The sequence below is a fragment of the Streptomyces sp. ME19-01-6 genome (genome assembly GCF_033793745.1).
In the GTDB taxonomy this organism is placed as follows: domain Bacteria; phylum Actinomycetota; class Actinomycetes; order Streptomycetales; family Streptomycetaceae; genus Streptomyces.
In genome coordinates this window covers 1-23,973 of the sequence record NZ_JARAXF010000021.1, presented here as the reverse complement: position 1 = coordinate 23,973, position 23,973 = coordinate 1, and the positions used below count along the sequence as shown (strand labels likewise).

Here is a 23,973-nt window from a genome sequence, read left to right as displayed (position 1 = left end):
ATTCACTGCCGCCCGGCGATCGGAGACAGCACATGAAGAATCTGCGCAACAAGGTCGCGGCCGCCGCCGCGGTGGCCACCGCGGCGGTAGTGCTGCCCCTGGCCGCGGCCGGCACCGCTTCGGCGGAAACCAACCTGGACCGACACTGGACCGCGTCCTACCTCGAATGCCAGACCCTGGGTAACGAGCTCGCCCAGCAGGGCGCACTCACCGGCTTCTACTGCGTTGCCCAGGGCAATGGCGTCTGGATGTACCCCTGGTAAACCGCGAATACCGCGACGAATTAATCGAGGCCGCCGGCACCACACCGCGTACGCGCTCTGCGGGAAACCCGCGCCTTTGACCCACGACGCGCCCCGCCGCTGACAGCGACGGGGCGCGCCTGTCAAAACGCCGCCGAGGGAACCCAGGCCAAGCCCACCACAGACCGGGCTCGGCGCCCAGCCGCTCTACGCTGACGGTTCCTGCGGATCGACATCAGAGGCCGAAGCCCGGACGCTTCGCCGACGCGCAAGCGCCCAATGGATTCCACCGCCAACGACGCTCAGCACGAAGACAGCCCCGCCGACCAGCCACGGCAGCCATGAATTGCTGGTGCCGGTATGGCCCGAGACCGTCATCAACTCGAGCTTTCCCGATCCGTCGACCGAGGGGAAATCCCGCGGCAAAGTGATCTTGTCGTCCTCGCTGAGAATCTCGTTGTTCGCGCGGAAGTCGTCCAGGTCCTGGTAATCCCGACCCTTGTAGTCCACTATCTCCACGCTGCGTTTTTGTGTGCACACGAGGAACAGCGTGATCCAGTCGAGCCGCTTGTCCTTGTGGGTGACGAGGACCTTCTGGCTGTACACCTTGCCAGGAGAAGCGCAGTGGCTCTGCCGAGTCGCGAATGACGCCTGTGCGCCGCTTGAGGCCGCAGCCGAACCGCATGCCACGGTCAGGAAGATGAGAGCTACCACGATTGCCGCACCCAACGCGCGGCCATTGACGCGGGTTGTCGTCTCCGCTCCGAACACGGACGGACTCCTCCCACTCCGCTGATCCCCTCAGGCTCACGACGCCCACCCCGAACCAGGCGCGTCGCCCACCAGCATCCGCCCCCTCCCCCGGGACCCCTCCGCGCCATCTGCCCGTAGGACGCAGATGAACACTGCGGCTGTCGAGAGGTACGAGACACGCACGCCCGACGCCGAAGGTTGGCGTGGAGTCCCGTTCCGGCACCCGCGTGACCTGATGACCGCACAGGCCTACGGAGGAAAGCACGACGGAGGATCACTTCCCCCCGAGGCCCTCGCGCCCCCGCCCCAAAGGGGGGCGACAGCAAGTGAACCCCTGACCAGTCCCTGCGGCTGTCTGAATCGACCCCTGTCGCCTGCTACCTCGGGGCACTGATGACGTAGTTGATCGCGGTGGCGACGTCCTTGGCGACATGGGTGGGCCGGAAGGAGCCCTGAGTCCACGACCGCCCGCTCGACACCCACACGCTTTGAAGACCGAGCGCGATCGCGCCTGCGATGTCGGCGTGTGGTGAATCGCCGATGACCCACGCATCGGTGAGGGACACTCCGACGGCATCTGCGGCGGCGTGGAAGATCTCCGGTTCGGGCTTCTTGCGGCCGACCTCTTCGGAGATCACCCAGCCCTGAACAAGCCGGTCGAGTCCCATGCGGCGGATCTTGGCTTCCTGCTGGGCAGTGCGGCCGTTGGTGACGATCACGCAAGTCCAGCCGTCGACCTGGGCTTTGTCCACGGCCTCGCGGGACGCGTCTGTCAGCACGACACGATCGGCGGCGCCATGGTCCAGCAAGGCATGGATCTCCGTGGCGGGCACAGCATCCTCGTATCGATCGGTCATAGCCGCGGCAACATCATGGCGGGCGGTATAACCACCAGCGTCGACGGTCATCACCCAGGTGAGATCGGTGGCGGGCAGGCCGTGCTTGGTGAGGAAGGCAGCGACGGCGTCGCTGAAGGCCGCATCGCGGTCGACCAGGGTGTTGTCGAGGTCCAGCATCAGCAACGGCATGATCGGCAGTAGATCACGGGCGATGGCTTCGCGGCAGGTCGGTTTCGCGTCCGGCGTCGACGTGGTCGGCGAGGTAGATCAGGGTGGCCTGCGGGTCCATGCCGAATGCGGCGGCGAGCTTGGGGTCCATGGTGTTGACCTGGTCGACGAGGCGAGTGCTGCGGCGCGTCGTCTTCGGGGTCAGGAGGCGTCCGGCGCCGCCTCAAAGCTGTACTCGTACCCGACAACCAGCCGGTAGGGCAGGCACCACTCGCCATACTCGATCACGCCCTCGTCATCCCACAGCCGGTGAGCGCCCGCGAGGATGGGCGAGCCGATGCTCAGGCCGAGGAAGTTCGCCTCACGCGCGTCGGCGTCGCGGCCGTGGAGGTCGTCACGGCCCGCCTGGATGTGTCGCCCGGTGGCCTGCTGGATCTTCGGTAGCAGCCCAGCCGCGGCGCGTGCGGATGTGGACAGCAACTCGGGAACGGCCGCGGCGAAGTGCGCCGGGTACCAGGTCACGAAGAGGCCGATGCGCTGCTGTCCCTTGCCGGTGTGCCACTGGCGTCGCACTACTTGGTCGCCATCTTCCAGGTCGAAGATCTCGGCGACGTACTGGGGCGGCTTGATCAGTTCCGCATTCGTGACGACCATCGTCTCGCCCTCCGAGAGAACCGACCCGGTGCGCAGGACGCGAGTGATCCGGTCGTAGCCAGAGGGGGCGACCTCGGGCGCGTTGGCAACGAAGGTGCCCCGGCGCGAGGTAGTGATGTAGCCCTCCACTTGGAGCTGGTCGAGTGAGCGGCCGAGGGTGGCGACAGATACGCCCTCCTGCCGCGCCAGTTCCCGCACGGGTGGCAGCTTCTCGCCCTCCTTCAGCACCCCATCGAGGATGCGGCGCCGGATGCGTTCTGCGACCTGCATGTAGGGGTGATTGCCGCCGGGCATGGCGCCTCCTGCATCTGTGTCCTAGGGCACGATCGACTGTACTAGGTCACAGGTAATCCGTATGAGGGAAATGGGCACACATTCCCTGGGCGCAGTGTCCTAGGTCACACTACTTTCTGACCTAGGACAGACGGTCAGACCCCCGCGACGGGCGAACGTCCGGGGGCATGGCCCACCAGCTGAAACGGAGCTGATGAACATGAGCGACCCTATCGAGCGGTTCTTCGCATGGGTGAGTGCACTTCTCGCCTTACGGACGCGTGACCGTCATCGGGCAGGAACGGTGCCTCCCGCGCCGCGGACGGGCCCCCATGTGGCGGCCCGCGTCGGCACCGCCCCCCGCGTGGAGCCGACCTGTGCCCTACACGACATGGCGGTCGCCCGGTGACCGCCAACGCCCGGACCACGCCCGCCACCTCCCCTGGGCCCGGGTGCACTCTGTGCACCACCCCCGGGGACTTCGGGCCCCATGACCCCACCGACCCGCACTCGGGCCTGTGCCCTGCGTGCATCACGGCCGGCAAGCCCACCCGAGAGGGCCTTGAAAGCGCGGTGGTCATTGTGGCCGGACAGACCCTGGCAGGGGCTGAATCCCTCGAACTCGCCACCGCCGCGCCGGAAGAACTGGCCTACCACCTGGGCGCGGTGAAACGGAGCCTGCGCACCATGCTCCAACTCCTCGCGCCGGTCGAGGGAAAGGAAGTCCGGTGAGCACCGACAACCAACCCGACCGGGGCGAACGGCCAAAGATGACGATGCGCGTCTACACCATGGCGCGCGATGGAATCGTCACCGCACGGCGTGCGATGGTGACCGTCCTCGCCGGGGAGAAAAGCGACGCCTACGGACTCGGACAGGCATGGCCACCGTGCCAGTGCCCCCACCACCGCGAACACAACAACCCGAACCGCTTCAAGCGCTCCTGAGACGGCCGCCCGCCCCTCGAACACCCCGGGGGGGGATCAAGTGGCGGGCGGTCCGCCCAGCGGCCTGTCGTATCCCCCGTGACCTGATCCTGGCCACCCGGCCCACCCGCCCTGCACTGCGGACGGGTGGCTGGGAATTCCGTTGCGGTTCACCGCCGGGCGCTCCATACCGTACGTGTCTGCCTGCCCTGGACGACACCGAGGCCCGCCAGCTCGACGCCGCCCACACCAAACTCCGCGCCGCCTACGAAGCGCTGCGCGGTGACCCCGGTGCGGTCGGTACGTCCGGCCGTAGTGGGAAGCGGTAGACGTCGCCGCGGAGAGCGGCTGCTCGTCACCGCTGCTGGTGGCCAAGGTGGACCCGGGCCGGTACGCGGAGCCGGCGGCGGCCGTGGCGAACGCGCGCGAGGCCGTACGGGGTGTTCTGCTGCGTGCGGGGTGGACGGTGCTACACGCCTCCGCCGTCGCCCTGGACCGCCGCGTGGTCCTGACGTTCGGGTCCAAGCTCTGTCCCCGCGCTGGAGAAGGGCGGTCGGACGCTGAGCGAACACGACTTCATGAGCGGGAAGGCCGAGGACAGGTACCCGGACGTGTTCTGGCCGGCAGGTGGCGTGAACGGTGGCGGTCGTGCCGAGGAGCGACGGGAAGTCGCCGCGCGGCTGGCGAAACTCCCTCACCACTCGGTAACCCTCAGCCATGACCTGGCAGCCAACGGCGACCTCCTGAGCGCGTTGATCGCACAAGTGCTCGCCGATCATCGCACCCAGGCGGTGGTTCACTGCCTCCTACAGCTTCACCGAGAGGTTCCCTACCGTGGCGGTTATGGTCAGCTCGCCACCGATCGCGTGCAGGTATGCGGCCATGGTCGAGGTGTCCAGTCGGGCGATGCCCCGTTCGATCTGGCTGATCCGCCCCTGGGTGACCCCCATAACCTTGGCGACCTGGACCTGCGTGAAGCCCTGGGCCTTACGGAGAGCGGCCAGTTCATGCCCCCGTTCGGCGTCAACCATCTCCGCCTTGATGGCATCGATGCGCTCGCGCTTCTCGGGGGTGATGTCGGCCGTCAGGTCGGCCATGGTGCCGAGTTTCATCTGCCCTGCCCCTCCTTCTTCTCCTGCTCCAGCACTTCAAGGTAAGCCGTGTACTTGTCGTCCGCTTCCTTGATCGCCTTGGGATACCAGGCTGCCCACTGCCGCCCGGCCGCCTTGTTGCCCGCCACCAGGAAGACGGCCCGCCGCTCGGGGTCGAAGACGAACAGCATCCGGATACTCACCGTCCCGCCGCTGCGTGGACGCAGTTCCCGCATGTTCCGGTAGCGACTTTTCTCGATCGCACCGACCGTCGGACGGCGGAGCGCCGGACCCACCTCCTGGAGCCGTTCCAGAGCGGCTATGACATGAAGGTGACTGTCCGGGTCCTCCTTGGCGAGCGTCTTGATCCAGTCCAGCACATCTTCAAAGAACCGCAGCTCATAAGGTTCGGCCACCACAAAAAATTAGCACGAACTAATATTTCGGGCAAGTGAGGACCTCGTACGTCGTTGCTGGTCTGACCGCTACCGTCACCTGCCGCACTGCCGCCGCATCATCCGCTGATCCGCAGCGGTCACCGGCAGCTCGTACTTGAGCGCGACCTGGGCGAAGCGGACCGCGTACGCGCACCTGATCGGCTTGCTCGGCGGCAGCCAGGACGCGGGCCCGGAGTCGCCCTTGGCGGAGTTGGCGCGGCCCTCGACCGGGATCAGGTTGAGCACGTCGTTCGCGAGTTGCTGGCGCTTGCTCTCGGCCCAGCGGGAGGAGCCCATCTGCCAGCTGTACGACAGCGGCACCACATGGTCGATCTGCACCTCGGCGGCCTTCTGCTTGCGCCACTCGATGGTCTTGCCCGTGTACGGATCGTGCAGCGTCAGGGCGACGACCACACAGTCGGAGCCGGACCGGAAGCGCAGCCGCTGACCGTCGCGCCGCAGAAGATCGTTGCGGGTGTCGCAGCCGTTGCGCGCGAGCGGCACCCCGTCGGCCGTGTCCATCCAGGCGTAGCCGAACTTGTCCCGCTCGTAGCCGGTCCTCGGCCCCCGCCCCTTGGTGAGCAGCTGGTCGATGATCCGTTCGGCCGCGGCCTTGTCGGCGGCGGTGGTCAGCGGCGCCAGGCCCGGCTTCGTACCGTCCGGGTTCTTCAGCGGACTGACCGCCCGCCCGTCGCCCTGCTGCCCGCCGCCGCTGCTCTGCTCTCCGCCGTCCCGCCCGTCGCCGTCCTTCCCGGCCCCGGACGTACACCCGGCGACGGCCAGCAGCACGACAACGCCCGGAATCAGAACCTGCCCAAACCGTCTCTGCAACCGTCCGCCCTCCTTCGCGTATCTTTTCGCACAGACCGCCCACACGATAAGGACCCTGGATGGACACGGCCGCCGCAACCCCGCCCGGCACCACCGCCGAGGGGGCGACCGCCGCCACCTTGGACCGTGCCCAGCCGGACGACACCCCGGCAGCCAGACTGCGCCACCCCCGCCTGGACCCGTACTGGCTGGCCGCGGCCTTCTTCGTGGCCTTCGCGGCCATATCGATCACCCGCTACCGGCGGATGGCCACCATGTCCTGGGACCTGGGCATCTTCGAGCAGGCGATACGCTCCTACGCCCACTTCCAGACCCCCGTCGCCGATCTCAAGGGCCCCGGCTTCAACATCCTCGGCGACCACTTCAGCCCGGTCACCGCCCTGCTCGCCCCGTTCTACCGGGTCTTCCCCACCCCCGTCACCCTGCTCGTCGCCCAAGCCGTCCTCTTCGCCGTCTCCGTCATTCCCGTCACGCGCGTCGCGGCCCATCTGCTGGGGCGGGGCCGGGGGCTGGCGATCGGCGCCGCGTACGGGCTGTCCTGGGGCGTCCAGCGGGCCGTCGACTTCGACTTCCACGAGATCGCCTTCGCGATGCCGCTGCTCGCCTTCTCCCTGGAGGCGGTGGTGCGCAAGCGCTGGTACGCGGCGATGCTGTGGGCCGCCCCGCTCGTCTTCGTCAAGGAGGACATGGGGGCCACGGTGGCCGCGATCGGCGCCGTGATCCTGGTCCGCACCTGGCGGGAGCGCCCGCCGCGGATCGTCCCGCTCGCGGTCGGCCTCGTCGGCTTCGGCGTGCTGGCCTCCGCCCTCGCGCTCGGCGTGATCATCCCGAGCTTCAACGGCTCCGGCTCCTACGACTACTGGAACAAGGTCGGCAGCGGCGGCGAGCAGACCGGGACCATCCCCTTCGAGACCGCGGTACGCACCCTGCTGTGGGTGCTGCTGCCCACCAGCGGCCTGCTCGCGCTGCGCTCCCCGCTGCTGCTGGCCGCCGTGCCCACCCTCGGCTGGCGCTTCGTCTCCCACGACGACCACTACTGGGGCACGGACTGGCACTACAGCGCGGTGCTGATGCCGATCGTCGCGCTCGCCCTCGTCGACGCGGTCGACCGCGCCCGCGACAGCCACCGCCCCTGGCTCGCCTCCTACGCCCGGCAGCTGCCCGGCATGGTCGCCGGCGCGGCGCTGGCGCTGACCGCCTCGCTGCCCCTGGAAAACCTCACCGACCCGGACTTCTACGACAAGCCGAAGGAGGTCACCGAGGTCGAGCGGCTGCTGGACCGGATCCCGGACGGGGCGTCGGTCGAGGCCAATGTGGGGCCGATCAGCCGGCTCACCAGCCGTTGCCGGGTGCTGTGGGTCGGCGGCACGCGCGATGTCGTGCCGGACTACATAGCCCTGCAGGAGCCGGAGCGCACCCCCCAGGACCTCATCGCGTACGCGAAGCAGTTGCACCCGAACGCCCGGTACGCGTATCTGGGCTCCAGCGGCGGCTACTTCGTCCTCAAGCGGACCGGCGCGGCCTGAGCCGCCGCCTCTGTCCCCGCTCTCACCCGGTCATGGGCTTCGGGGCGATCAGGGCGAACGACGCCCCCTGCGAGTCCTGGACCACGGCCATCCGGCCCGCCACCATGTCGAAGGGCTCCCGGCACACCGTCCCGCCGGCCTCGGTCACCTTCGCCACGGTCCCGTCGGTGTCCGCGACCGCGAAGTAGACCAGCCAGTGCGAGGCCGCGTCGGGCGGCCCGGCTTCGTCCGGCTCGCCCAGCGACTGCATCCCGCCCACCGGGCGGCCGCTCACGGACAGCGAGAAGTAGCCCTCGGCGCCCTCCATCGGCGCGGTCTCCATCCCCAGCGCCGCCGCGTAGAAGGCGGCCGCCGCCTCCCGGTCGGTGGTGTTGAGCTCGTTCCAGATCAGGGCGCCCGGCTCGTTGACGATGCCCGCGCCGGGGAAGTCCCGCGGCTCCCAGACGCCGAAGACGGCCCCGGTCGGATCGGCGGCCACCAGCATCCGCCCCAGGTTCATCACCTCCACGGCCGGGGTGAACGCGTTGCCCCCGTTGCGGGTGATGCCCTGCAACGCGGCATCGGCGTCGGCGGAGGCGAAATACGTGGTCCACACCGTCGGCGGCGCGGGCTGGTCGCCCATCGCCTCGGCCGACATGATGCCGGCCACGGGCTTGCCCTTGAGGGTGCACAGCGCGTATCCGCCGGTCTCGGGCGGGCCGGGGCGGCCCTCCCAGCCGAAGACCTTGGCATAGAAGTCGAGGGCGGCCGCCTGGTCGGGGGCCACCACATCGATCCAACAGGGGGTACCGGGCTGGTAGGGCTCGGTGACTTCGGGCATCGGCGCCTCCAGGTCGGCCCCGGCCGTCGCGGCGGCCGGACGGAACACCCCCTCGGCCCATTGTCCCGTGGTGCGGCGACGCCGCCACTCGGCACCACACCACACGCCTCTCACCTCATCGATACCGGCCTCGCACCAACTTGAGAAAAGGTCGTCACAAGCATGCGGCAGGATGCCCGGCATGATCGACCCCCAGGGGCAGCAGCCCTACGCACACCCGTACGCGCACCCGCCCCATCCGCAGCCCCAGCCGCATCCGTATCCGCCGCAGCCCCAGCCGCCCGCCGTCCCCGAGGCCATCGGCGATTTCCGCCGGTGGTTCTCGGCGACCGTCGACGGCGCGATCGCGCTCTTCGGCGGCCTGGCCATCGCCGTGCGGCTGATTCCCCTGTTCGGCGGGCCGTCGCCGTTCTGGGCCAGCGTCCTCGCCTCCGTGTTCGGGCTGTCCTTCCTCCACCATGTGCTGGGGCCCTGGATCTTCCGGACGACGATCGGCAAATTCCTGTTCTTCGCCCGGGTGGTGCGCGACGCGGACGGCGGACGGCCGCGCTTCTGGCAGGCCGTCCGGCGCTGGGCGTACGGGCTGACCTGGATTCCGATGCAGCCGCTGCTGAGCCTGTTCGGGGACGACGGCGACCCGTACGAGGACGCCTGCGGGCTGCGCTACGTACGCGCCAAGGACCTGCGCCGCTGACGCCGCGCCGACCCCCGGCCGGCTGGGCCGCTCGGTCTCAGGCCGCCCGCTCGGTGATCTTCACCTTCCCCTTCTCGATCGTGGCCAGGCGCGGGGCGCGGCGGGCGAGGGCACTGTCGTGGGTGACCACTTTCTCGGATCTGACCTTGGTGAGTCTGGCCTCGCTGAGCGAGGCCAGATCGACGCCGTCGTCGTGCACGCACGAGCTCTGAAGGGAACGAGAGACCTGGCCCGCGCCGCCGTTCCCACCGGCAAATACGTCGGCACCCACACGGGCCGCGTCGTCGTACGCGCCTCTGGCAGCTTCACCATCCGCACCGCCCACAACCTCGTCACCACCCGGCACACAAACTTCCACCTGCTGCAACGCGCGGACGGATACGCCTACACCACCCACCCCGAGAAGCCCTCGCGCCCACTGCTCCGACGCACCGCGCCGGAAGGACGGAATGCGTTTCCCCCCGTCTGAAGAAAGCCGACGGGCGGCGGCCGGCCCGAAAAGGGCCGACCGCCGCCCGGGGGCGGGAGTCCTCAGGGTGCGTCAGGCGCCGGTGGCGCTGCCCGCGACCCACTCGCTCCAGTTCATGTTCCAACCGTTCAGGCCGTTGTCCGGCGAGACGGTCCTGTCCTTCGAGTTCTTCACGATGACGACGTCACCGATCTGCGACTCGTTGTAGAACCAGGCGCCGTCGGTGTTCGGGTCGCCCGCGCCCTTCGTGTCCGACAGACCCACACAGCCGTGGCTGGTGTTGACGCTGCCGAAGATGGACTTGGCGCCCCAGTAGTTGCCGTGGATGAAGGTGCCCGAGGTGGTCAGGCGCATGGCGTGCGGCACGTCCTTGATGTCGTACTCGCCCTTGCCGTCGCTGTCGGTGAAGCCGACCGTCGCCCCGTTCATCCGGGTCTCCTTGAACTTCTCGGAGATCACCATCTGACCGTTGTACGTCGTGTTCTGCGGGCTGCCGGCCGAGATCTTGATGGTCTTGAACAGCTTGCCGTCGCGCACGACCTTCATGGTCTTGGCCTCGGCGTCGACCGTGGAGACCTGGGAGCGGCCGATCTTGAAGGTGACGGTCTTCTCCTGGACGCCCTTCACCCCCGGCGAGCCCTCGACGCCGTCGAGGTCCAGCTTCAGGGTGACGGTCGAGTTGGCCTTCCAGTAGTCCTTCGGCCGGAAGTCCAGGCGCTGGCTGCCGAACCAGTGGCCGACCACCTGCTGACCGCTGCTGGAGTTCACGGTGATATGCGACTGGACGGCCTTCTTGTCGCTGATCACCTTGTCGAAGTTGATCGACACGGGCATGCCGACACCGACCGTCGAACCGCTCTCCGGCGTGAAGTTGCCGATGAAGCTGTTGGACGGCGAGACGGTGGTGAAGGAGGAGTTCTCGGTCGCCTTGCGGCCCTTGGAATCCTCGGCCGTCGCGGTGATCTTGTACTGGGTGGACCGCTCCAGCTGTCCGCTCGGCTTCCAGGACTTCTTGTCGGCCGATATGGAGCCGGCGACGGTGGCCCCCGTCGCGGGCGCGGTCATGGTCACGTTCTTGAGCTCGCCGCCGCTGACGGTGACCTTGGTGTCACTGTTGATGCCCGCGTTGGTCGCTCCGGCCTTGGGCGTGATCTTGATGTGGGCTTCCGACGCGTCCTTGGCGGCCGCCTCGTCCACCTGCGACTGCGATTTGTCACCGCCGGCGTTGTTCTTGTTGCCGTCGCTGCCGCCCTTGTCGTCCCCACCACACGCCGCGAGGGTCAGTACTCCGCTGAGCACGGCGGCCGCGGCCACCAGCCCCCTACGGCGCTTGCCGTCCGTCATCACACGCTTCTCCATTGATCTGGACCAAGAAACCCCGGACCTATTCGACAAGAACGCCTGTACCTTTTGGCCGGTTCCACGCACAGTAAAACTGTGCGGAAGGCCACTTAGCAAAGGCGCCGGTCAAGCCCCTGGCCCGACCGGGGTACCCAGCACCCGTCCGGCGCAGTCGTCCCGTCCCCTCTTATCCTCCAGGACGCCGGTGTCCCGGACTCCGTTCCACTCCGGCGCGTCGGGCTCGCGGATCCCTTGAGATCCCCGGGGTCAAAAACAGGCAAAGCCGCACAAAGCATGATGTCTCAGAACTGCCCATACGGCGGAGGGTATGCCTCCGGGCGGTCTCGCTTTCGCGCGACCCGCAGTTGTCACTACGATCGGACGCACGGGGCCAATTGACCGCAGCCTCAAGGAGGATGCCGTTGTCCGCACGCCGACCGCTGCTGACCGCCGCCGCCGCGGGCTCGCTGCTGTGCGCCCTGTGGTTCGTCCCGTCCGCGAACGCCACTGTCGAGCAGGACGGCCAGGCCCCCACCGGGCAGACGAGAGCCCAGCCCGCCTCCGGCGAGAACCTCGCCGACACCGGCAGCGTGGATGTCACCCCCTACCTGGTCGGCGGCACCGCCTTCCTAGGGCTCGGGGTCGCCATGGTGACCGCCTCCGTGCGCCGCACCCGGCCCCTTCTTTAGGGGGCTCGGCTCGCCTCCGGGGCGCTACCACAGCCCCTGTCGACGGTCGACCACGCGGCGGTAGCCGCATATCGATCGCAGCCTCGCCCCTTCGTTCCTCAGGGCCTCCGCGCGCCCTCCCTTTCGACAGCGGCCACGCCCCTTCGGCTCACTCGCCGGGGCCGCCCCCGGCCAGGCAGAGCGGGCCACCGGGCCGTTCAGGCCAGCGGGCCGGTCACCTGCTCCACCGTCTCCGCCAGCCCTCCCGACCGTACGAACGCGTCCGCGGCCGCCAGGTCCGGCGCCAGATAGCGGTCGTCCCCCGGGCCCTCGACGCCCGCCCGGCGCACCGCCGCCAGCACCGCCCGGCTCGCGGGGGCCGGCGTCAGCCCCTCCCGCAGCTCGATCGCGCGGGTGGCCGCGACCAGCTCGACCGCGAGCACCCGGGTCAGGTTGTCCACCGCCGTCCGCAGCTTGCGCGCCGCCGACCAGCCCATCGAGACATGGTCCTCCTGCATCGCCGAGGACGGGATGGAGTCGACGGAGGCGGGCACCGCCAGCCGCTTCAGCTCGCTCACCAGCGCCGCCTGGGTGTACTGCGCGATCATCAGACCCGAGTCCACGCCCGCGTCCCCCGCCAGGAACGGCGGCAGGCCGTGCGAGCGGTTCTTGTCCAGCAGCCGGTCGGTGCGGCGCTCGGCGATCGAGGCGAGGTCGGCCGCGGCGACGGCGAGGAAGTCCAGGACGTAGGCGACGGGTGCCCCGTGGAAGTTGCCGTTGGACTCCACCCGGCCGTCCGGCAGCACCACCGGGTTGTCCACGGCGGAGGCCAGCTCGCGGTCGGCGACCAGCCGGGCGTGCGCGAGCGTGTCCCGGCCCGCGCCCGCGACCTGGGGCGCGCAGCGGACCGAGTAGGCGTCCTGGACCCGCGGCGCGTCGTCCTGGTGGTGTCCGGTGAGGCCCGATCCGGCCAGCACCCGCAGCATGTTGTCCGCGCTCGCGGCCTGCCCCGGGTGCGGCCGGATGGCGTGCAGCTCGGGCGCCAGCACCCGGTCGGTGCCCAGCAGCGCCTCCAGCGACAGCGCGGCCGTCACATCGGCGACGGTGAACAGCCGCCCCAGGTCCTCGCAGGCCATGATCAGCATGCCCAGCATTCCGTCCGTGCCGTTGAGCAGCGCGAGCCCTTCCTTCTCGCGCAGCTCGACCGGCTCTATGCCGTGCTCGGCCAGCAGCTCACCGGCCGGGCGCAGCGCCCCGTCCGGGCCCTCGGCCTCGCCCTCGCCCATCAGTGTCAGCGCGCAGTGCGACAGCGGCGCGAGGTCGCCGGAGCACCCCAGCGAGCCGTACTCGTGCACCACGGGCGTGATCCCCGCGTTGAGGACGGCGGCCATGGTCCGCACGACCACCGGACGTACGCCGGTGCGGCCGGAGGCGAGCGTCTTCAGCCGCAGGAACATCAGCGCGCGGACCACCTCGCGCTCGACCCGCGGCCCCATGCCGGCGGCGTGCGAGCGCACGATGTTGCGCTGTAGCTGGACGCGGAGGTCGGGGCTGATGTGGCGGACGGCGAGGGCGCCGAAGCCGGTGGAGACGCCGTAGACGGGTTCGGGCTTGGCGGCGAGGTCGTCGATGACCCGGCGCGAGGCGGCGACGGCGGCCAGGGCCTCCTCGGAGAGCTCGACCCGCGCGCCGCCGCGCGCGACGGCGATCACATCGGCAGCGGTCGTCCCGGAGGCTCCCAGCACCACAGAATGCATATCCATATTCAGGCACCCTAGATATTGAATCCCCGTCTGTCACCCTGCCTCTGGACAGGCCCGGGCTCTGGCTAGAGGCGGCCCCGGAAGCGGCGGCGCTCGGGCGCCCGGGCCGAGCGGTCCGAGGCAGCGCTGTCGGCCAGCCGCACCACCGGGTCCTGCGGGCCGCCCTCGCGCCCCGCGACCACCGGCTTCGCCGAACGGGCGGCCTTCGCCCGGTACTGGGCGGCGTCCGCCAGCCGGAACAGCCGGCGGGCGGTGTGCACGGGGCCGATCGGATCGCCGGTCGAGGCGACCCCGCAGGCGACCCCCTCGCCCATCTCCAGCTCGGCGGCCCTGCGGCACAGCTCATCGGCCACCCGCACCACCTCGTCCGCCGAAGGGCCGACCTCCACCAGACAGAACTCATCGCCCCCCAGCCGGGCCGCCAGGGCCCCCGGGAGCATGGCGCCGCACAGCGAGAGCACCGAGCCGAACCGTTCCAGCAGCCGGTCGCCCACCGCGTGTCCCAGCGTGTCGTTGACCTGCTTGAGCCCGTTGAGGTCGCACATCACCAGGCTCACCACCGAGCCGTCCCGGCGGTGCTCCTCCAGCGCCTCGTCCAGCCGTATGTCCACCGCACGGCGGTTGCCGAGCCCGGTCAGCGGGTCGGTGAAGGCCAGCCTGCGGGCCTCTTCCAGCCGCTCGGTCTGTGCGATCCCGGCGGCGGTCACCGCGGCCAGGACCGTCGCGAAGTCCGCGTCGGCCCGGCCGAACACCGGCTCCCCGGCCCGCCGCGCCACATACAGCTCGCCCCACGCCCGCCCGTGCAGCACGATCGGCGCGACCACACAGCTGCCCCGCCCGCGCCGCCGCAGCGCCGCCACCCGCCCGGGGCTGACGCCGCGCAGCGCCCCCCGCAGACCCCGCGGACCGCCCACCGTCTCCGCGTCCGTATCCGGCCCCTGGCCGGCCTCGCCCGGCCAGGCGGCCACCTCCACCCAGGCGTGCGGCTCCCCGCCCCGCGCCCACTGCTCATGCAGAAACTCGGTGATCTCGGGGAACTCATGCACCGGATAGAACTCGTGTTCGGGAAACTCCTCCTCCCCCGCGGCCAGTTCCCCGCTGTTGACCAGCACCCGCAGCCGCCCCAGCTCCCGCTCCCACACCGAGACCGCCGCGAAGCTGCCGCCCAGCGCGCGGCGGGCGGCCTCCGCCGCGGACCGCACCGCCTCACGCGGGGTATGCGCGGCCGCCATCGACTGCGCCAGTCCCACCACGGCCCTCAGCCGCGCATCACCCTCGCCCGTCACCACGCCCTCGCATTCCCCTGCCGCGCACACCGCACAGTCCAGCGTAGGAATGTTCGGCGAATTCCGCCTTGTCCCGTCCCGGGTTATTCGCCGGGCCAGTTCGGTGTGCGCTTTTCGTTGAAGGCCGCGACGCCCTCCGCCCGGTCCCCGGAGAAGGCCACCGACCGCCAGGCCGCGTCCTCGACCTCGAGCCCTGTCCGCAGGTCCAGCCCGTGACCGACCCGCAGCGCCCGCTTGGCCGCCCGCAGCCCGACCGGCGAGTTCGCGGCGATCCGCCGGGCCAGCTCCAGCGCCTCGGCACGGTCCTCCCCGTCCGCCACCAGCCGGTCGACGAGGCCCAGCTCCCGGGCCTCCCCGGCGGCCACCCGGCGCGCCGTGAAGATCAGCTCGGCGGCGCGCGCGGCCCCCACCCGGCGCGGCAGCAGCTGGGTGCCGCCCCCGCCCGGGATCACCCCGACCGAGACCTCGGGCAGCCCGACCACCGCCGTGCCGTCCGCGACGATCAGATCGCAGGACAGGGCCAGCTCGAAGCCGCCCCCCAGCGCGTACCCGTGCACCGCGGCCACCGTCGGCACCGGCAGCTCCAGCACCCCGGTGTAGGCGGCGCGCGCCAGCGGGCGCTGCCGCCCCAGCTCGGCGTCGCTGAGGGAGTTCCGCTCCTTGAGGTCCGCGCCGACGCAGAACGCCCGCTCATGGGTGGAGGACAGCACCACGGCCCGTACGGACCCGTCCTCCGCCAGCGCGGCGCACGCCTGGGCGATGCTCCGCGCCATCCCCGTGGAGACGGCGTTCATGGCCTTCGGCCGGTCCAGCACCAACTCGGCGACAAAGCCTTCCCGCCGGACCGCGACCCACTCGCCGTAGCGCTGCTCACTCACACGACCCTCCCGGTTAACGACCGTGAACATGTCGGGACGGATCATCGCAGCCCGCGCCGCCCCCGGCCAGTGGGCGCCGGGGCGACGGGACGACGGGGCAGCCGCCGATCACTTGCGCGAGCGCCGCCACCTGGCCAGGAAGCCCAGCACACCGGTCGGCTTCGGCTTGGCCGCCTCCGTGTCCACCGGCGGGCCGGCGAGCTCCAGCGCGGCCGTCCCCTCCGCGCCCGGCACGGTCGGCGGGGCGGCGGGCGGGGCAGGCGGGGCGGCCGGGACCCCGGCAGCAGCCGGGGCAGGCGCCGCAGGCTCGGGCCCGGCGTCCCACTCCGCGCTCTTGGGCGCCTCGCCGACGGGCGCGAACCGCACCGGGAGCGCGGTCAGCCCGCGTTGGTACATCCCCGGGCGCCACTCCAGCTTCTCGGCGTCGACGCCGAGCTCGATGTCCGGGAGCCGGTCCAGCAGCTTCTCGATGGCCGCGGTCGCGATCAGCCGCCCCTGGCTGCGGCCGGAGCAGGTGTGCTGTCCGGCGCTGAAGGCCAGGTGGGCCCGGTTTCCCTGCTTGTGCTGGGAGGAGTCGAGCGCGTCCTGGTTGCCCCCGGCGAGGCTGATCACCACGGGCTCCCCCGCGCGCAGCCGGGTGCCGCTGATCGTGACGTCCCGCAGCGGCCAGTGCACCGCCAGATTGGCGAGCGGCGGTTCGGTCCACAACACCTCGTCGAGGGCGTCCTCGACGAGCATGCCCCCGCCCGCGAGGTCCCCCGCGAAGCGCTCGTCCGTCAGCAGCACCCGCAGGGCGTTGCTGATCAGGCTGGGCACCGGCTCGCTGCCCATGGCCACCATCAGCATCAGCTGCTCGACCAGCTCCTCGTCGTTCAGCCGCGACGGGTGGGCGATCAGCCAGGAGGTGACGTCCGGCCCCGGTTCCCTCCGCTTGAGCTCGATCATGGCCCGCAGCGCCGCGTAGACCTCCTGGACCGCGGCTAGTATGTCCGCTCCGTCCAGCATCCCCGCCAGGCCCGCGAACAGCCGGTCGCCGATATCCCGCGGGCAGCCGAACAGCTCGCCGACGGTCAGCATCGCAACCAGCTGGCAGTACTCGGGTATCAGGTCCGCCTCGCCCGCGGCGCAGAACTGGTCGATCAGCGAGTCGGCGATACGCTCCACATAGCCGCGCAGCGCCCCCGGGTCGATCCGGCTCATGCTGTCGTCGATGGCGCTGCGCAGCCGCCGGTGCACCTCCCCGTCCACCCAGTTGGCCTGGGCCCGGGGCTTCATGATCTGCGCGCAGTGGGCGGTCTCGGGCACCCGGCCCTCGTTCATCGCCCGCCAGTTGCGCGGGTCCTTGGAGAACATCTCGGGCCGCCGCAGAATCTCCAGCGCCGTCTCGTAGCCGACGCACAGCACGGCCGTGACGCCCGGGTCCATCTCCACCGGCGCGAGCGGGCCGTGGGTCTCGCGCAGCCGCTTGTAGACGGCGTACGGATCCCGGTTGAACTCGGGCGAGTAGAGCGGCTCGGGTCCGGCGCCGCCGGCGTGCGCCGGACAGCCCGGCGGGGGAACGGCAGTCGGCTGAGAGACCGATTCGTAAGGCTGGGTCACAACGCTCCTGGCTTCTGTCTTCGGTACAGGCCGACAGCGCGAGCGCATCGAGCTCACGGCTCGCCCGGGGATCGCCAAGATCCACTCGCATCGCGCGCAGGTAGGCTAGCGCGAGACGGCGGGGATGCACCCCGGCCTTCGGCGAAGAAGCACAGGAACTGCGCACACAAGTACGTAGATCCCTGGTTCGGGGAATCATGGGCGGCGCCCGGCCGTCCCGGCCGCGCCTGCGCCGGCCGCTCGGCGCGCCACCGCCGGACTCGGCCCCGCCCGGCTCAGCCCCGCCGGGTCAGCAGCCAGGGCTCCACGACCCCCAGCCCACGCACCGACCGCTGCCAGGTGGGCTGGAGCGCGAAGCGGTACGAGGGCGGCTCCTCGCCCTCCTTCTCCGCGGCGGCCGCCTCCTCGGCGGCCTGGGCCTCCGACACCGGGGCCGCCCGCAGCCGCCCCAGCTCCTCCGCGAACGCGCCGTCCACCAGGACCGCGTTCTTCGGGGCTATGGAGGTCAGCCGGCTGGCCAGGTTCACCGTCGTCCCGAAGACATCGCCCATCCTGGTCGTGACGGTCCCGAACGCCATCCCGACCCGCAGCTCGGGCATCGTCTCGTCGTGGGTCAGTGTCTCTATCAGCCGCAGTCCGATCTCGGCGGCGATGCTCGCGTCGTCCGCCGCGTACAGCACCTCGTCGCCCAGCGTCTTGATCAGCCGCCCGCCGTGCGCGGCCACCAGGTCGGCGGCCGTGGTCTCGAACGCCTCGACCAGCTCGCCGAGCTCCTCCTCCTCCAGCCGCCGGGTCAGCCGGGTGAAGCTCACCAGGTCCGCGAAGCCCACCGCCAGCCGCCGGTCGACCATCTCCGCGTCGTCCGCCGTCTGCACCACGCGGCCCGTCGCGGCCGCCAGCTGCCGCCGGTAGACGTAGACCAGGAACTCCTCCAGCTCCGGCAGCAACAGCTCCACCAGCGGATAGGCGATCTCGGTCCGCGTCATGCCGGTCTCGTGCGGCTCGGTGAGCCCCTCCAGGAAGGAGTCGATCTGCCAGTCGGCCAGCCGGGCCGTGGTCTGTCCCGTCGACCGCGCCACCTGGATGGCCATCGGCTCGCTCAGCAGCCCCGCCTCCACCAGGCCGGCCAGCCGCCGCAGCGCCAGCACATCCGCCTCCGTGAGCGCCTTGGCCTGGCCTATGTCGGCGAAGCCCATGGCCCGCCAGAAGCGCGTGGCCAGCTCCACGGACACCCCTGCGCTGCGGGCCGCCTGGAAAGGCGTGTACTGCCGCTCCGCCCCGAGGATCAGCTGCTCGAGCCGTAGCGAGAGGGGGTCCAGCTCGATCTCGTCGGCACCGGCCGCGGTGTACTCGCCGGCCGCGGCCTCGCCGCCGGCCGCGGCCTCGTCGGCGGCCGCGTCCCGGGCTCCGGCCTCCGGAGCCGCGCCGGAATCCATGTCGTCGGCGGTCACCGGCGGCCCCCTGTCCGATCCCTGCGCACTGCCCTTCCGTTCCCTCTTCCGGTTCGGTTCCGGCCCACGGCCGCCCCGAACTGGGCGGACCGCCACAACGATACGTCAGGTGTGCCCTAGCTCACTCTCCCCTGCGAAGCTGTGAAAACTCTTTGCTCAGGGGCGCAAAAATTCTCGCGGATCTCTGCTGGCTCTCTGCCCGAGGGGCTGGCTCTCTGTCCGAGGGGGTTGCGACGCGCGGGGCTACGACGCGGCGCGCAGATGCACGATGTCCCCGGCGGAGACCGGCTCCTGCACGCCCCCCTCCGTGGCGAGCACCAGCCGCCCGTCGCCGTCGACCGCGACCGCCTCGCCGACGCGCTCCCCGCCGCCGGGCAACTCGGCACGCACCCTACGGCCCAGGGTCGCGCACCCAGCCGCGTACGTCTCCTGGAGCCCGCACGGCCCGGGGTCGCCCTCGAACCGGCGCCACTCCCCGTACCACTCCTCGATCGACCGCAGCACCGCGCGCAGCAGCGGGTCGCGGTCGGTGGAGACGGCGCCCGCGAGCGCCAGCGACCCGGCCGTGGGGACGGGCAGCTCATCGGCGTGCAGCGAGATGTTCAGGCCGACGCCGATGACCACCGCGTCGCCGGTCCGCTCGGCCAGGATTCCGCCGAACTTCCGCTCCTCCCCCCGGACCGTCACCAACAGGTCGTTCGGCCACTTCAGCGCCGTGTCCACGCCCGCCGTCCGGGAGAGCGCCCCGGCCGCGGCGACCCCGGCGAGCAGCGGCAGCCACCCCCACCGCTCGGCGGGCACCCCGGCCGCGCCCGGCCGCAGCAGCACCGAGAAGAACAGCCCGGAGCGGGGCGGGGCGGTCCAGGTGCGGTCCAGCCGTCCGCGCCCGGCGGTCTGTTCCTCGGCGATGAGCACCACGCCCTCCGGGGCCCCCGCGGCCGCCCGGGTGACCAGGTCGGTGTTGGTCGAGCCGGTCGCCTGCACCACGTCGAGCTCGGTCCACAGCCCGCCGGGGCGCACCAGCGCGCGCCGCAGCGCGGCGGCGACCAGCGGGGGACGTTCCAGGTCGGACCAGCGGCCGCCGGGGCCGCCCGGGGTTCCCGGGCTCCCCGGGGTGTCAGATGGCGTCATAGGGGCCAGCCTAGGGTCAGGAGGTGTGGCCAACGACGCAGTGCCCGCACACAGTCCCGCCGATACGCTACGTGCCGGTAGCCCAGCCGGCGCAAGCATCCTTTTCCCGCCCGCCGACCCCCGTTTCAGGGCCTGATTCCCAAGCCCCCGAGGACGAGCAGGAGCCGCATCCCGATGTCCGAGCCTGAGATCTCCTCCGAGATTCCCGATCGTCACACCACCGCGGGCAAGCTCGCGGATCTGCAGCGCCGCATCGACGAGGCCACGCACGCGGGCTCGGCGCGAGCGGTGGAGAAGCAGCACGCCAAGGGCAAGCTGACCGCGCGCGAGCGCATCGGCCTGCTCCTCGACGAGGGCTCGTTCACCGAACTCGACGAGTTCGCGCGGCATCGCTCGACCGCCTTCGGCATCGAGAAGAACCGCCCGTACGGCGATGGCGTGGTGACGGGTTACGGCACGGTGGACGGCCGTCCGGTCTGTGTCTACTCCCAGGACTTCACGATCTTCGGGGGCTCGCTCGGCGAGGTCTACGGCGAGAAGATCGTCAAGGTCATGGACTTCGCCCTGAAGACCGGCTGCCCGATCATCGGCATCAACGACGGCGGTGGCGCCCGGATCCAGGAGGGCGTCGTCGCCCTCGGCCTGTTCGCCGAGATCTTCCGCCGCAATGTCCACGCCTCCGGCGTCATCCCGCAGATCAGCCTGATCGTCGGGCCGTGCGCGGGCGGGGCCGTCTACTCCCCCGCGATCACCGACTTCACGGTGATGGTCGACCAGACCTCGCACATGTTCATCACCGGACCTGACGTGATCAAGACGGTCACCGGCGAGGACGTGGGCTTCGAGGCCCTGGGCGGCGCCCGTACGCACAACACCACCTCGGGCGTGGCCCACTACATGGCGGCCGACGAGAAGGACGCCTTCGAGTACGTCAAGGCGCTGCTGTCCTACCTCCCGTCCAACAACCTCTCCGAGCCCCCGGCCTTCGCCGACGACGCCGACCTGGAGGTCAGCGACGAGGACCGGGAGCTGGACGTGCTCATCCCGGACTCGGCGAACCAGCCGTACGACATGCACAAGGCGATCGAGCATGTGCTGGACGACGGCGAGTTCCTGGAGACCCAGCCGCTCTTCGCGCCGAACATCATCACCGGCTTCGGGCGGGTCGAGGGCCACCCGGTGGGCATCGTCGCCAACCAGCCGCTGCAGTTCGCGGGCTGTCTGGACATCGACGCCTCGGAGAAGGCCGCCCGCTTCGTCCGCACCTGCGACGCCTTCAACGTTCCCGTCCTGACCTTCGTGGACGTGCCCGGCTTCCTGCCCGGCACCGACCAGGAGTACAACGGCATCATCCGGCGCGGCGCCAAGCTGATCTACGCCTACGCGGAGGCGACCGTCCCGCTGATCACCGTCATCACCCGCAAGGCCTTCGGCGGCGCCTACGACGTCATGGGCTCCAAGCACCTGGGCGCCGACCTCAACCTGGCCTGGCCGACCGCGCAGATCGCGGTCATGGGCGCCCAGGGCGCGGTCAACATCCTGCACCGGCGGACCATCGCGGCCGCCGAGGACCCCGAGGCGACCCGCGCCGAGCTGATCGCCGACTACGAGGACACCCTCCTCAACCCGTACATCGCCGCCGAGCGCGGCTACGTCGACGCGGTGATCATGCCGTCCGACACCCGTCGCCACATCGTCCGCGGCCTGCGCTCGCTGCGCAACAAGCGCGAGAGCCTGCCCCCGAAGAAGCACGGCAACATCCCGCTGTAACCGCGGCATCCCGCCTTGGGCGACATCCCCCGTCCCTCTCCAGGAAGGGCCGTTTCCATGATCAAGATCGTACGGGGCAATCCGACCCCGGAGGAGCTGGCCGCCGCGCTCGCGGTGGTCCAAGCGCGCGCGGCGGCCGCCGCGGCCGCCGCGCAGGGCGAGGGCGCGCCACCGGAGTGGTCCGACCCGGCCCGCACCGTCCCCGCCCGCCGGGTGCCACACCCGGGGCCGCGGGCATGGCGTACGACGTACTGGCCGAGCTGAGGCAACTCTCCCCAGGTCACCACTTTCACGAAAATAGTCCCTTCCGCCCGTGGCGCCTGAGTACGCGTACTCAGGCGCCACAGGTATGGGACGGCGCAGGATCGACCGCATGCTGTGGTCCGATCCGCCCGATGAGCCGCCCGACGAGCTGCGGCGGGCCCAGGACATGCTCCGCCGCGCGGGCGCGGTGCTCGGGGTCGCGGCCCTGACCCTGATGCTGCTGCTGAGCCTGCGGCCGTGACCTGTGCTGTGACTGAGCGCCGTAGTCGGCGAGTCCGAGCGCCTTTGTTGGCGGGCAGGGCAAGGGTTTCCGTCAAGACGGCCACCCTGATCCGGATCAGCTTTCCATGCCCGGCGCGTCCCAGGCCACGGAGCGCGGCCCCTCGGCCGGCTGCCGCTCGCGTGCCGCACATCCGTACTGCGGGAAAGGGCGAGGTGGGGGCAAGGCCCGCCGCCTACCCTGGAGCGCATGACTGACACGCAGCGCGCTCTCATCCTCGCCTCCGCCTCCCCCGCCCGCCGGGCCCTGCTGCGCCAGGCCGGCCTGGCCTTCGAGGTGATCGTCAGCGGTGTGGACGAAGACGCGCTGAGCGCCGACACCCCCGCCGAGTTGGCACGCATACTCGCCGAGGCCAAGGCGGGCGCCGTGGCGGCGCTGCCGGAGGCGGCCGGGGCCCTGGTCATCGGCTGCGACTCGGTCCTGGAACTCGACGGCCAGGCGCTCGGCAAGCCCGCGGACGCAGAGGAGGCCACCGCCCGCTGGAAGTCCATGCGCGGCCGCTCCGGCGTGCTGCGGACCGGGCACTGCCTGATCGACACGGCGACCGGCCGCCGCACCTCCGACACCGCCTCCACCACGGTCCACTTCGGCGAGCCGACCGATGCCGAGATCGCGGCGTACGTCGCCAGCGGCGAACCCCTGCACGTCGCGGGCGCGTTCACGCTCGACGGCCGCTCGGCGCCCTTCGTCGACGGCATCGAGGGAGACGCGGCGAACGTCATCGGGCTGTCCCTGCCGCTGCTGCGCCGGCTCCTGGCCGAGCTGGGCGTGAGCATCACCGACCTGTGGGCCGACGCCGGGCAGTGACCGCCGGGCGATGGCTCGGCCAGGCGGAAGGTCAGCCAGTCAGAACCACCGACCGATCGACGCCCTCAGGCCGGACCCGGATGCGGAGCGTCCCCGCCCGGGGCGACGGCGTCGCCCTGGGCCGCGCCCGCCGGCTCGTCGTACGACAGCAGGCTCAGCACGATCAGGCCGAGCATCACCATCATCAGCGCGAAGGCCATCCAGCCGACCAGGCCGACCGAGAAGGCGCCCACCAGGCCGTGCACGACCGCGCAGGTGATGAGCAGTATGCGGGCCAGGCGCCCGGGGGCGCGGTCACGGATGGCGGTGCGCAGCAGCACCAGGGCGCACAGCAGCAGGTAGAGGCCGAAGAGCCCGCCCGCGACCCAGGTGCCGATCGACATCGCGTCCGTGTCGATGCCGCCCAGGGACATCTGCTGCCGGTCGACCACCAGGCCCAGGATCCAGTTGAGCAGCGCTATCCCGGCCGCCTCCACGATCAGCATCACGGCCGTCACCACGACCACGGGTCTGCGCGCCACCCCGCCCACCTCTTCCCCTGCACCGGCTCGGGGCCGTCCCCCCGAGGAGGTTCGACATCGTGAACGCTACTAACGGGTAAGCCCCCCGGCAAGGGGTCGCGAACGCACTTGTACGACCGGAACGCCGCGGCAAAGTTTCCGTCCCCCGTTCGTAGGGATTCCACAAAGAAACGTGCCGGACCGCCGCTCGTGCCACCGGAGAGCCCGGCCACGTCGCGAACCGCCGTGCGGCCCGAAAAACCGGGCGTACCGTGGAACGACGGGGGAGTCGGCTGCCTCTTCTCGGCAGGGTTCACGCTCCGTGTGGTCAAGCTCACGCCAGAGTTCTGCTCGGCGTGTGGTGTCGCCAGTACCTAAACTCGGCTTGTTTCAAGGAGGGAGCCATCGTGCGCAAGGTGCTCATCGCCAATCGTGGCGAAATCGCGGTCCGCGTTGCCCGTGCCTGTCGGGATGCCGGGATCGCGAGTGTTGCGGTCTACGCCGATCCGGAC

27 protein-coding genes and 1 pseudogene are annotated in these 23,973 nt (G+C 70.8%); 12 read left to right on the top strand and 16 right to left on the bottom strand.

Features of this window, described 5'->3' with window-relative positions; all coding sequences use genetic code 11:
- Positions 1–32: 32 nt before the first annotated feature.
- Positions 33–263 carry a hypothetical protein gene (locus PV419_RS35240; RefSeq protein WP_319695916.1) on the top strand — a complete coding sequence of 77 codons (231 nt, stop codon included), beginning with the start codon at positions 33–35 and terminating at the stop codon, positions 261–263.
- Positions 264–449: 186 nt separating this feature from the next.
- Here the strand turns inward: PV419_RS35240 and PV419_RS35235 are convergent, their stop codons facing one another.
- The 3 genes from PV419_RS35235 to PV419_RS35225 all read right to left on the bottom strand — a co-directional run bounded on the left by PV419_RS35235 (position 450) and on the right by PV419_RS35225 (position 2,950).
- The gene (locus tag PV419_RS35235; RefSeq protein ID WP_319695914.1) at positions 450–1,013 is read right to left on the bottom strand and encodes a hypothetical protein; all 564 of its coding nucleotides are present in this window, start codon (positions 1,011–1,013) and stop codon (positions 450–452) included.
- A 359-nt stretch (positions 1,014–1,372) separates the two neighbouring features.
- A complete protein-coding gene (locus PV419_RS35230; protein WP_319695913.1) occupies positions 1,373–2,023 on the bottom strand; it encodes an HAD family hydrolase in 651 nt (216 codons plus the stop codon).
- A gap of 180 nt (positions 2,024–2,203) precedes the next feature.
- A complete protein-coding gene (locus PV419_RS35225) occupies positions 2,204–2,950 on the bottom strand; it encodes a GntR family transcriptional regulator (protein ID WP_319695911.1) in 747 nt (248 codons plus the stop codon).
- Positions 2,951–3,334: 384 nt separating this feature from the next.
- Here PV419_RS35225 and PV419_RS35220 point away from each other — a divergent pair, with 384 nt between their 5' ends.
- Together PV419_RS35220 and PV419_RS35215 are read left to right on the top strand one after the other, a co-directional pair.
- A complete protein-coding gene (locus PV419_RS35220) occupies positions 3,335–3,661 on the top strand; it encodes a hypothetical protein (RefSeq protein ID WP_319695909.1) in 327 nt (108 codons plus the stop codon).
- Positions 3,658–3,876 carry a hypothetical protein gene (locus PV419_RS35215; RefSeq protein ID WP_319695907.1) on the top strand — a complete coding sequence of 73 codons (219 nt, stop codon included), beginning with the start codon at positions 3,658–3,660 and terminating at the stop codon, positions 3,874–3,876. Before PV419_RS35220 ends, PV419_RS35215 begins: the two co-directional genes overlap by 4 nt.
- Before the next feature lie 785 nt (positions 3,877–4,661).
- Here the strand turns inward: PV419_RS35215 and PV419_RS35210 are convergent.
- The 3 genes from PV419_RS35210 to PV419_RS35200 all read right to left on the bottom strand — a co-directional run bounded on the left by PV419_RS35210 (position 4,662) and on the right by PV419_RS35200 (position 6,214).
- A complete protein-coding gene (locus tag PV419_RS35210) occupies positions 4,662–4,967 on the bottom strand; it encodes a helix-turn-helix transcriptional regulator (RefSeq protein WP_319695905.1) in 306 nt (101 codons plus the stop codon).
- Positions 4,964–5,362, bottom strand: coding sequence for a type II toxin-antitoxin system RelE/ParE family toxin (locus PV419_RS35205; protein WP_319695903.1), 399 nt, complete (start codon positions 5,360–5,362; stop codon positions 4,964–4,966). The genes PV419_RS35210 and PV419_RS35205 overlap by 4 nt, the downstream gene beginning before the upstream one ends.
- Positions 5,363–5,437: 75 nt before the next feature.
- The gene (locus PV419_RS35200; RefSeq protein ID WP_319695902.1) at positions 5,438–6,214 is read right to left on the bottom strand and encodes an HNH endonuclease family protein; all 777 of its coding nucleotides are present in this window, start codon (positions 6,212–6,214) and stop codon (positions 5,438–5,440) included.
- 59 nt (positions 6,215–6,273) lie between these two features.
- Between PV419_RS35200 and PV419_RS35195 the strand changes: the two genes are divergently transcribed.
- A complete protein-coding gene (locus PV419_RS35195) occupies positions 6,274–7,740 on the top strand; it encodes a DUF2079 domain-containing protein (protein WP_319695900.1) in 1,467 nt (488 codons plus the stop codon).
- Positions 7,741–7,762: 22 nt separating this feature from the next.
- Here PV419_RS35195 and PV419_RS35190 read toward each other — a convergent pair whose 3' ends face one another.
- Positions 7,763–8,560, bottom strand: a complete 798-nt coding sequence (locus tag PV419_RS35190) for a VOC family protein (protein WP_319696149.1) — start codon at positions 8,558–8,560, stop codon at positions 7,763–7,765.
- 181 nt (positions 8,561–8,741) lie between these two features.
- On the opposite strand from PV419_RS35190, the gene PV419_RS35185 reads away from it, so the two are divergent.
- Complete coding sequence (locus PV419_RS35185; RefSeq protein WP_319695898.1) at positions 8,742–9,254, top strand: RDD family protein; 513 nt, start codon at positions 8,742–8,744, stop codon at positions 9,252–9,254.
- A gap of 37 nt (positions 9,255–9,291) precedes the next feature.
- Here the strand turns inward: PV419_RS35185 and PV419_RS35180 are convergent.
- Positions 9,292–9,384, bottom strand: a pseudogene (locus PV419_RS35180) (ABC transporter ATP-binding protein); the annotation flags it as partial.
- Positions 9,385–9,447: 63 nt separating this feature from the next.
- Between PV419_RS35180 and PV419_RS35175 the strand changes: the two are divergent.
- Positions 9,448–9,723, top strand: a complete 276-nt coding sequence (locus tag PV419_RS35175) for a hypothetical protein (protein WP_319695897.1) — start codon at positions 9,448–9,450, stop codon at positions 9,721–9,723.
- 72 nt (positions 9,724–9,795) lie between these two features.
- Here PV419_RS35175 and PV419_RS35170 read toward each other — a convergent pair whose 3' ends face one another.
- Positions 9,796–11,082 carry a L,D-transpeptidase gene (locus tag PV419_RS35170; protein ID WP_319695895.1) on the bottom strand — a complete coding sequence of 429 codons (1,287 nt, stop codon included), beginning with the start codon at positions 11,080–11,082 and terminating at the stop codon, positions 9,796–9,798.
- A gap of 398 nt (positions 11,083–11,480) precedes the next feature.
- On the opposite strand from PV419_RS35170, the gene PV419_RS35165 reads away from it, so the two are divergent.
- Complete coding sequence (locus tag PV419_RS35165) at positions 11,481–11,753, top strand: hypothetical protein (protein ID WP_415925443.1); 273 nt, start codon at positions 11,481–11,483, stop codon at positions 11,751–11,753.
- A gap of 197 nt (positions 11,754–11,950) precedes the next feature.
- Here the strand turns inward: PV419_RS35165 and hutH are convergent, their stop codons facing one another.
- From hutH to PV419_RS35135, 6 genes are all read right to left on the bottom strand, one after another.
- Complete coding sequence (gene hutH / locus PV419_RS35160) at positions 11,951–13,489, bottom strand: histidine ammonia-lyase (RefSeq protein WP_319696147.1); 1,539 nt, start codon at positions 13,487–13,489, stop codon at positions 11,951–11,953.
- A gap of 71 nt (positions 13,490–13,560) precedes the next feature.
- Positions 13,561–14,727: a GGDEF domain-containing protein gene (locus PV419_RS35155; RefSeq protein ID WP_319696146.1), complete on the bottom strand. Its 1,167-nt coding sequence runs from the start codon at positions 14,725–14,727 to the stop codon at positions 13,561–13,563.
- 137 nt (positions 14,728–14,864) lie between these two features.
- Positions 14,865–15,659, bottom strand: a complete 795-nt coding sequence (locus PV419_RS35150; protein WP_319695892.1) for an enoyl-CoA hydratase/isomerase family protein — start codon at positions 15,657–15,659, stop codon at positions 14,865–14,867.
- A gap of 108 nt (positions 15,660–15,767) precedes the next feature.
- The gene (locus PV419_RS35145) at positions 15,768–17,258 is read right to left on the bottom strand and encodes a cytochrome P450 (protein WP_319695890.1); all 1,491 of its coding nucleotides are present in this window, start codon (positions 17,256–17,258) and stop codon (positions 15,768–15,770) included.
- A 275-nt stretch (positions 17,259–17,533) separates the two neighbouring features.
- Positions 17,534–18,709 (bottom strand): adenylate/guanylate cyclase domain-containing protein, encoded by a 1,176-nt coding sequence (locus PV419_RS35140; protein ID WP_319695888.1) that lies wholly within the window; start codon positions 18,707–18,709, stop codon positions 17,534–17,536.
- 243 nt (positions 18,710–18,952) lie between these two features.
- Positions 18,953–19,840, bottom strand: a complete 888-nt coding sequence (locus PV419_RS35135; protein WP_319695886.1) for a biotin--[acetyl-CoA-carboxylase] ligase — start codon at positions 19,838–19,840, stop codon at positions 18,953–18,955.
- 174 nt (positions 19,841–20,014) lie between these two features.
- Between PV419_RS35135 and PV419_RS35130 the strand changes: the two genes are divergently transcribed.
- The 4 genes from PV419_RS35130 (at position 20,015) to PV419_RS35115 (ending at position 22,961) form a co-directional block, all read left to right on the top strand.
- Positions 20,015–21,610: an acyl-CoA carboxylase subunit beta gene (locus PV419_RS35130; RefSeq protein WP_319695885.1), complete on the top strand. Its 1,596-nt coding sequence runs from the start codon at positions 20,015–20,017 to the stop codon at positions 21,608–21,610.
- 57 nt (positions 21,611–21,667) lie between these two features.
- The gene (locus PV419_RS35125) at positions 21,668–21,874 is read left to right on the top strand and encodes an acyl-CoA carboxylase epsilon subunit (protein WP_319695883.1); all 207 of its coding nucleotides are present in this window, start codon (positions 21,668–21,670) and stop codon (positions 21,872–21,874) included.
- A gap of 109 nt (positions 21,875–21,983) precedes the next feature.
- A complete protein-coding gene (gene mmpB / locus PV419_RS35120; RefSeq protein ID WP_319695881.1) occupies positions 21,984–22,115 on the top strand; it encodes a morphogenic membrane protein MmpB in 132 nt (43 codons plus the stop codon).
- Between the two features lie 228 nt (positions 22,116–22,343).
- On the top strand, positions 22,344–22,961 hold the full coding sequence (locus tag PV419_RS35115) for a nucleoside triphosphate pyrophosphatase (RefSeq protein ID WP_319695879.1): 618 nt from the start codon (positions 22,344–22,346) through the stop codon (positions 22,959–22,961).
- Between the two features lie 65 nt (positions 22,962–23,026).
- Here PV419_RS35115 and PV419_RS35110 read toward each other — a convergent pair whose 3' ends face one another.
- The gene (locus PV419_RS35110) at positions 23,027–23,482 is read right to left on the bottom strand and encodes a hypothetical protein (protein WP_319695877.1); all 456 of its coding nucleotides are present in this window, start codon (positions 23,480–23,482) and stop codon (positions 23,027–23,029) included.
- A gap of 386 nt (positions 23,483–23,868) precedes the next feature.
- On the opposite strand from PV419_RS35110, the gene PV419_RS35105 reads away from it, so the two are divergent.
- On the top strand, positions 23,869–23,973 hold a 105-nt coding region (locus PV419_RS35105), incomplete at its 3' end, for a biotin carboxylase N-terminal domain-containing protein (RefSeq protein ID WP_156107427.1).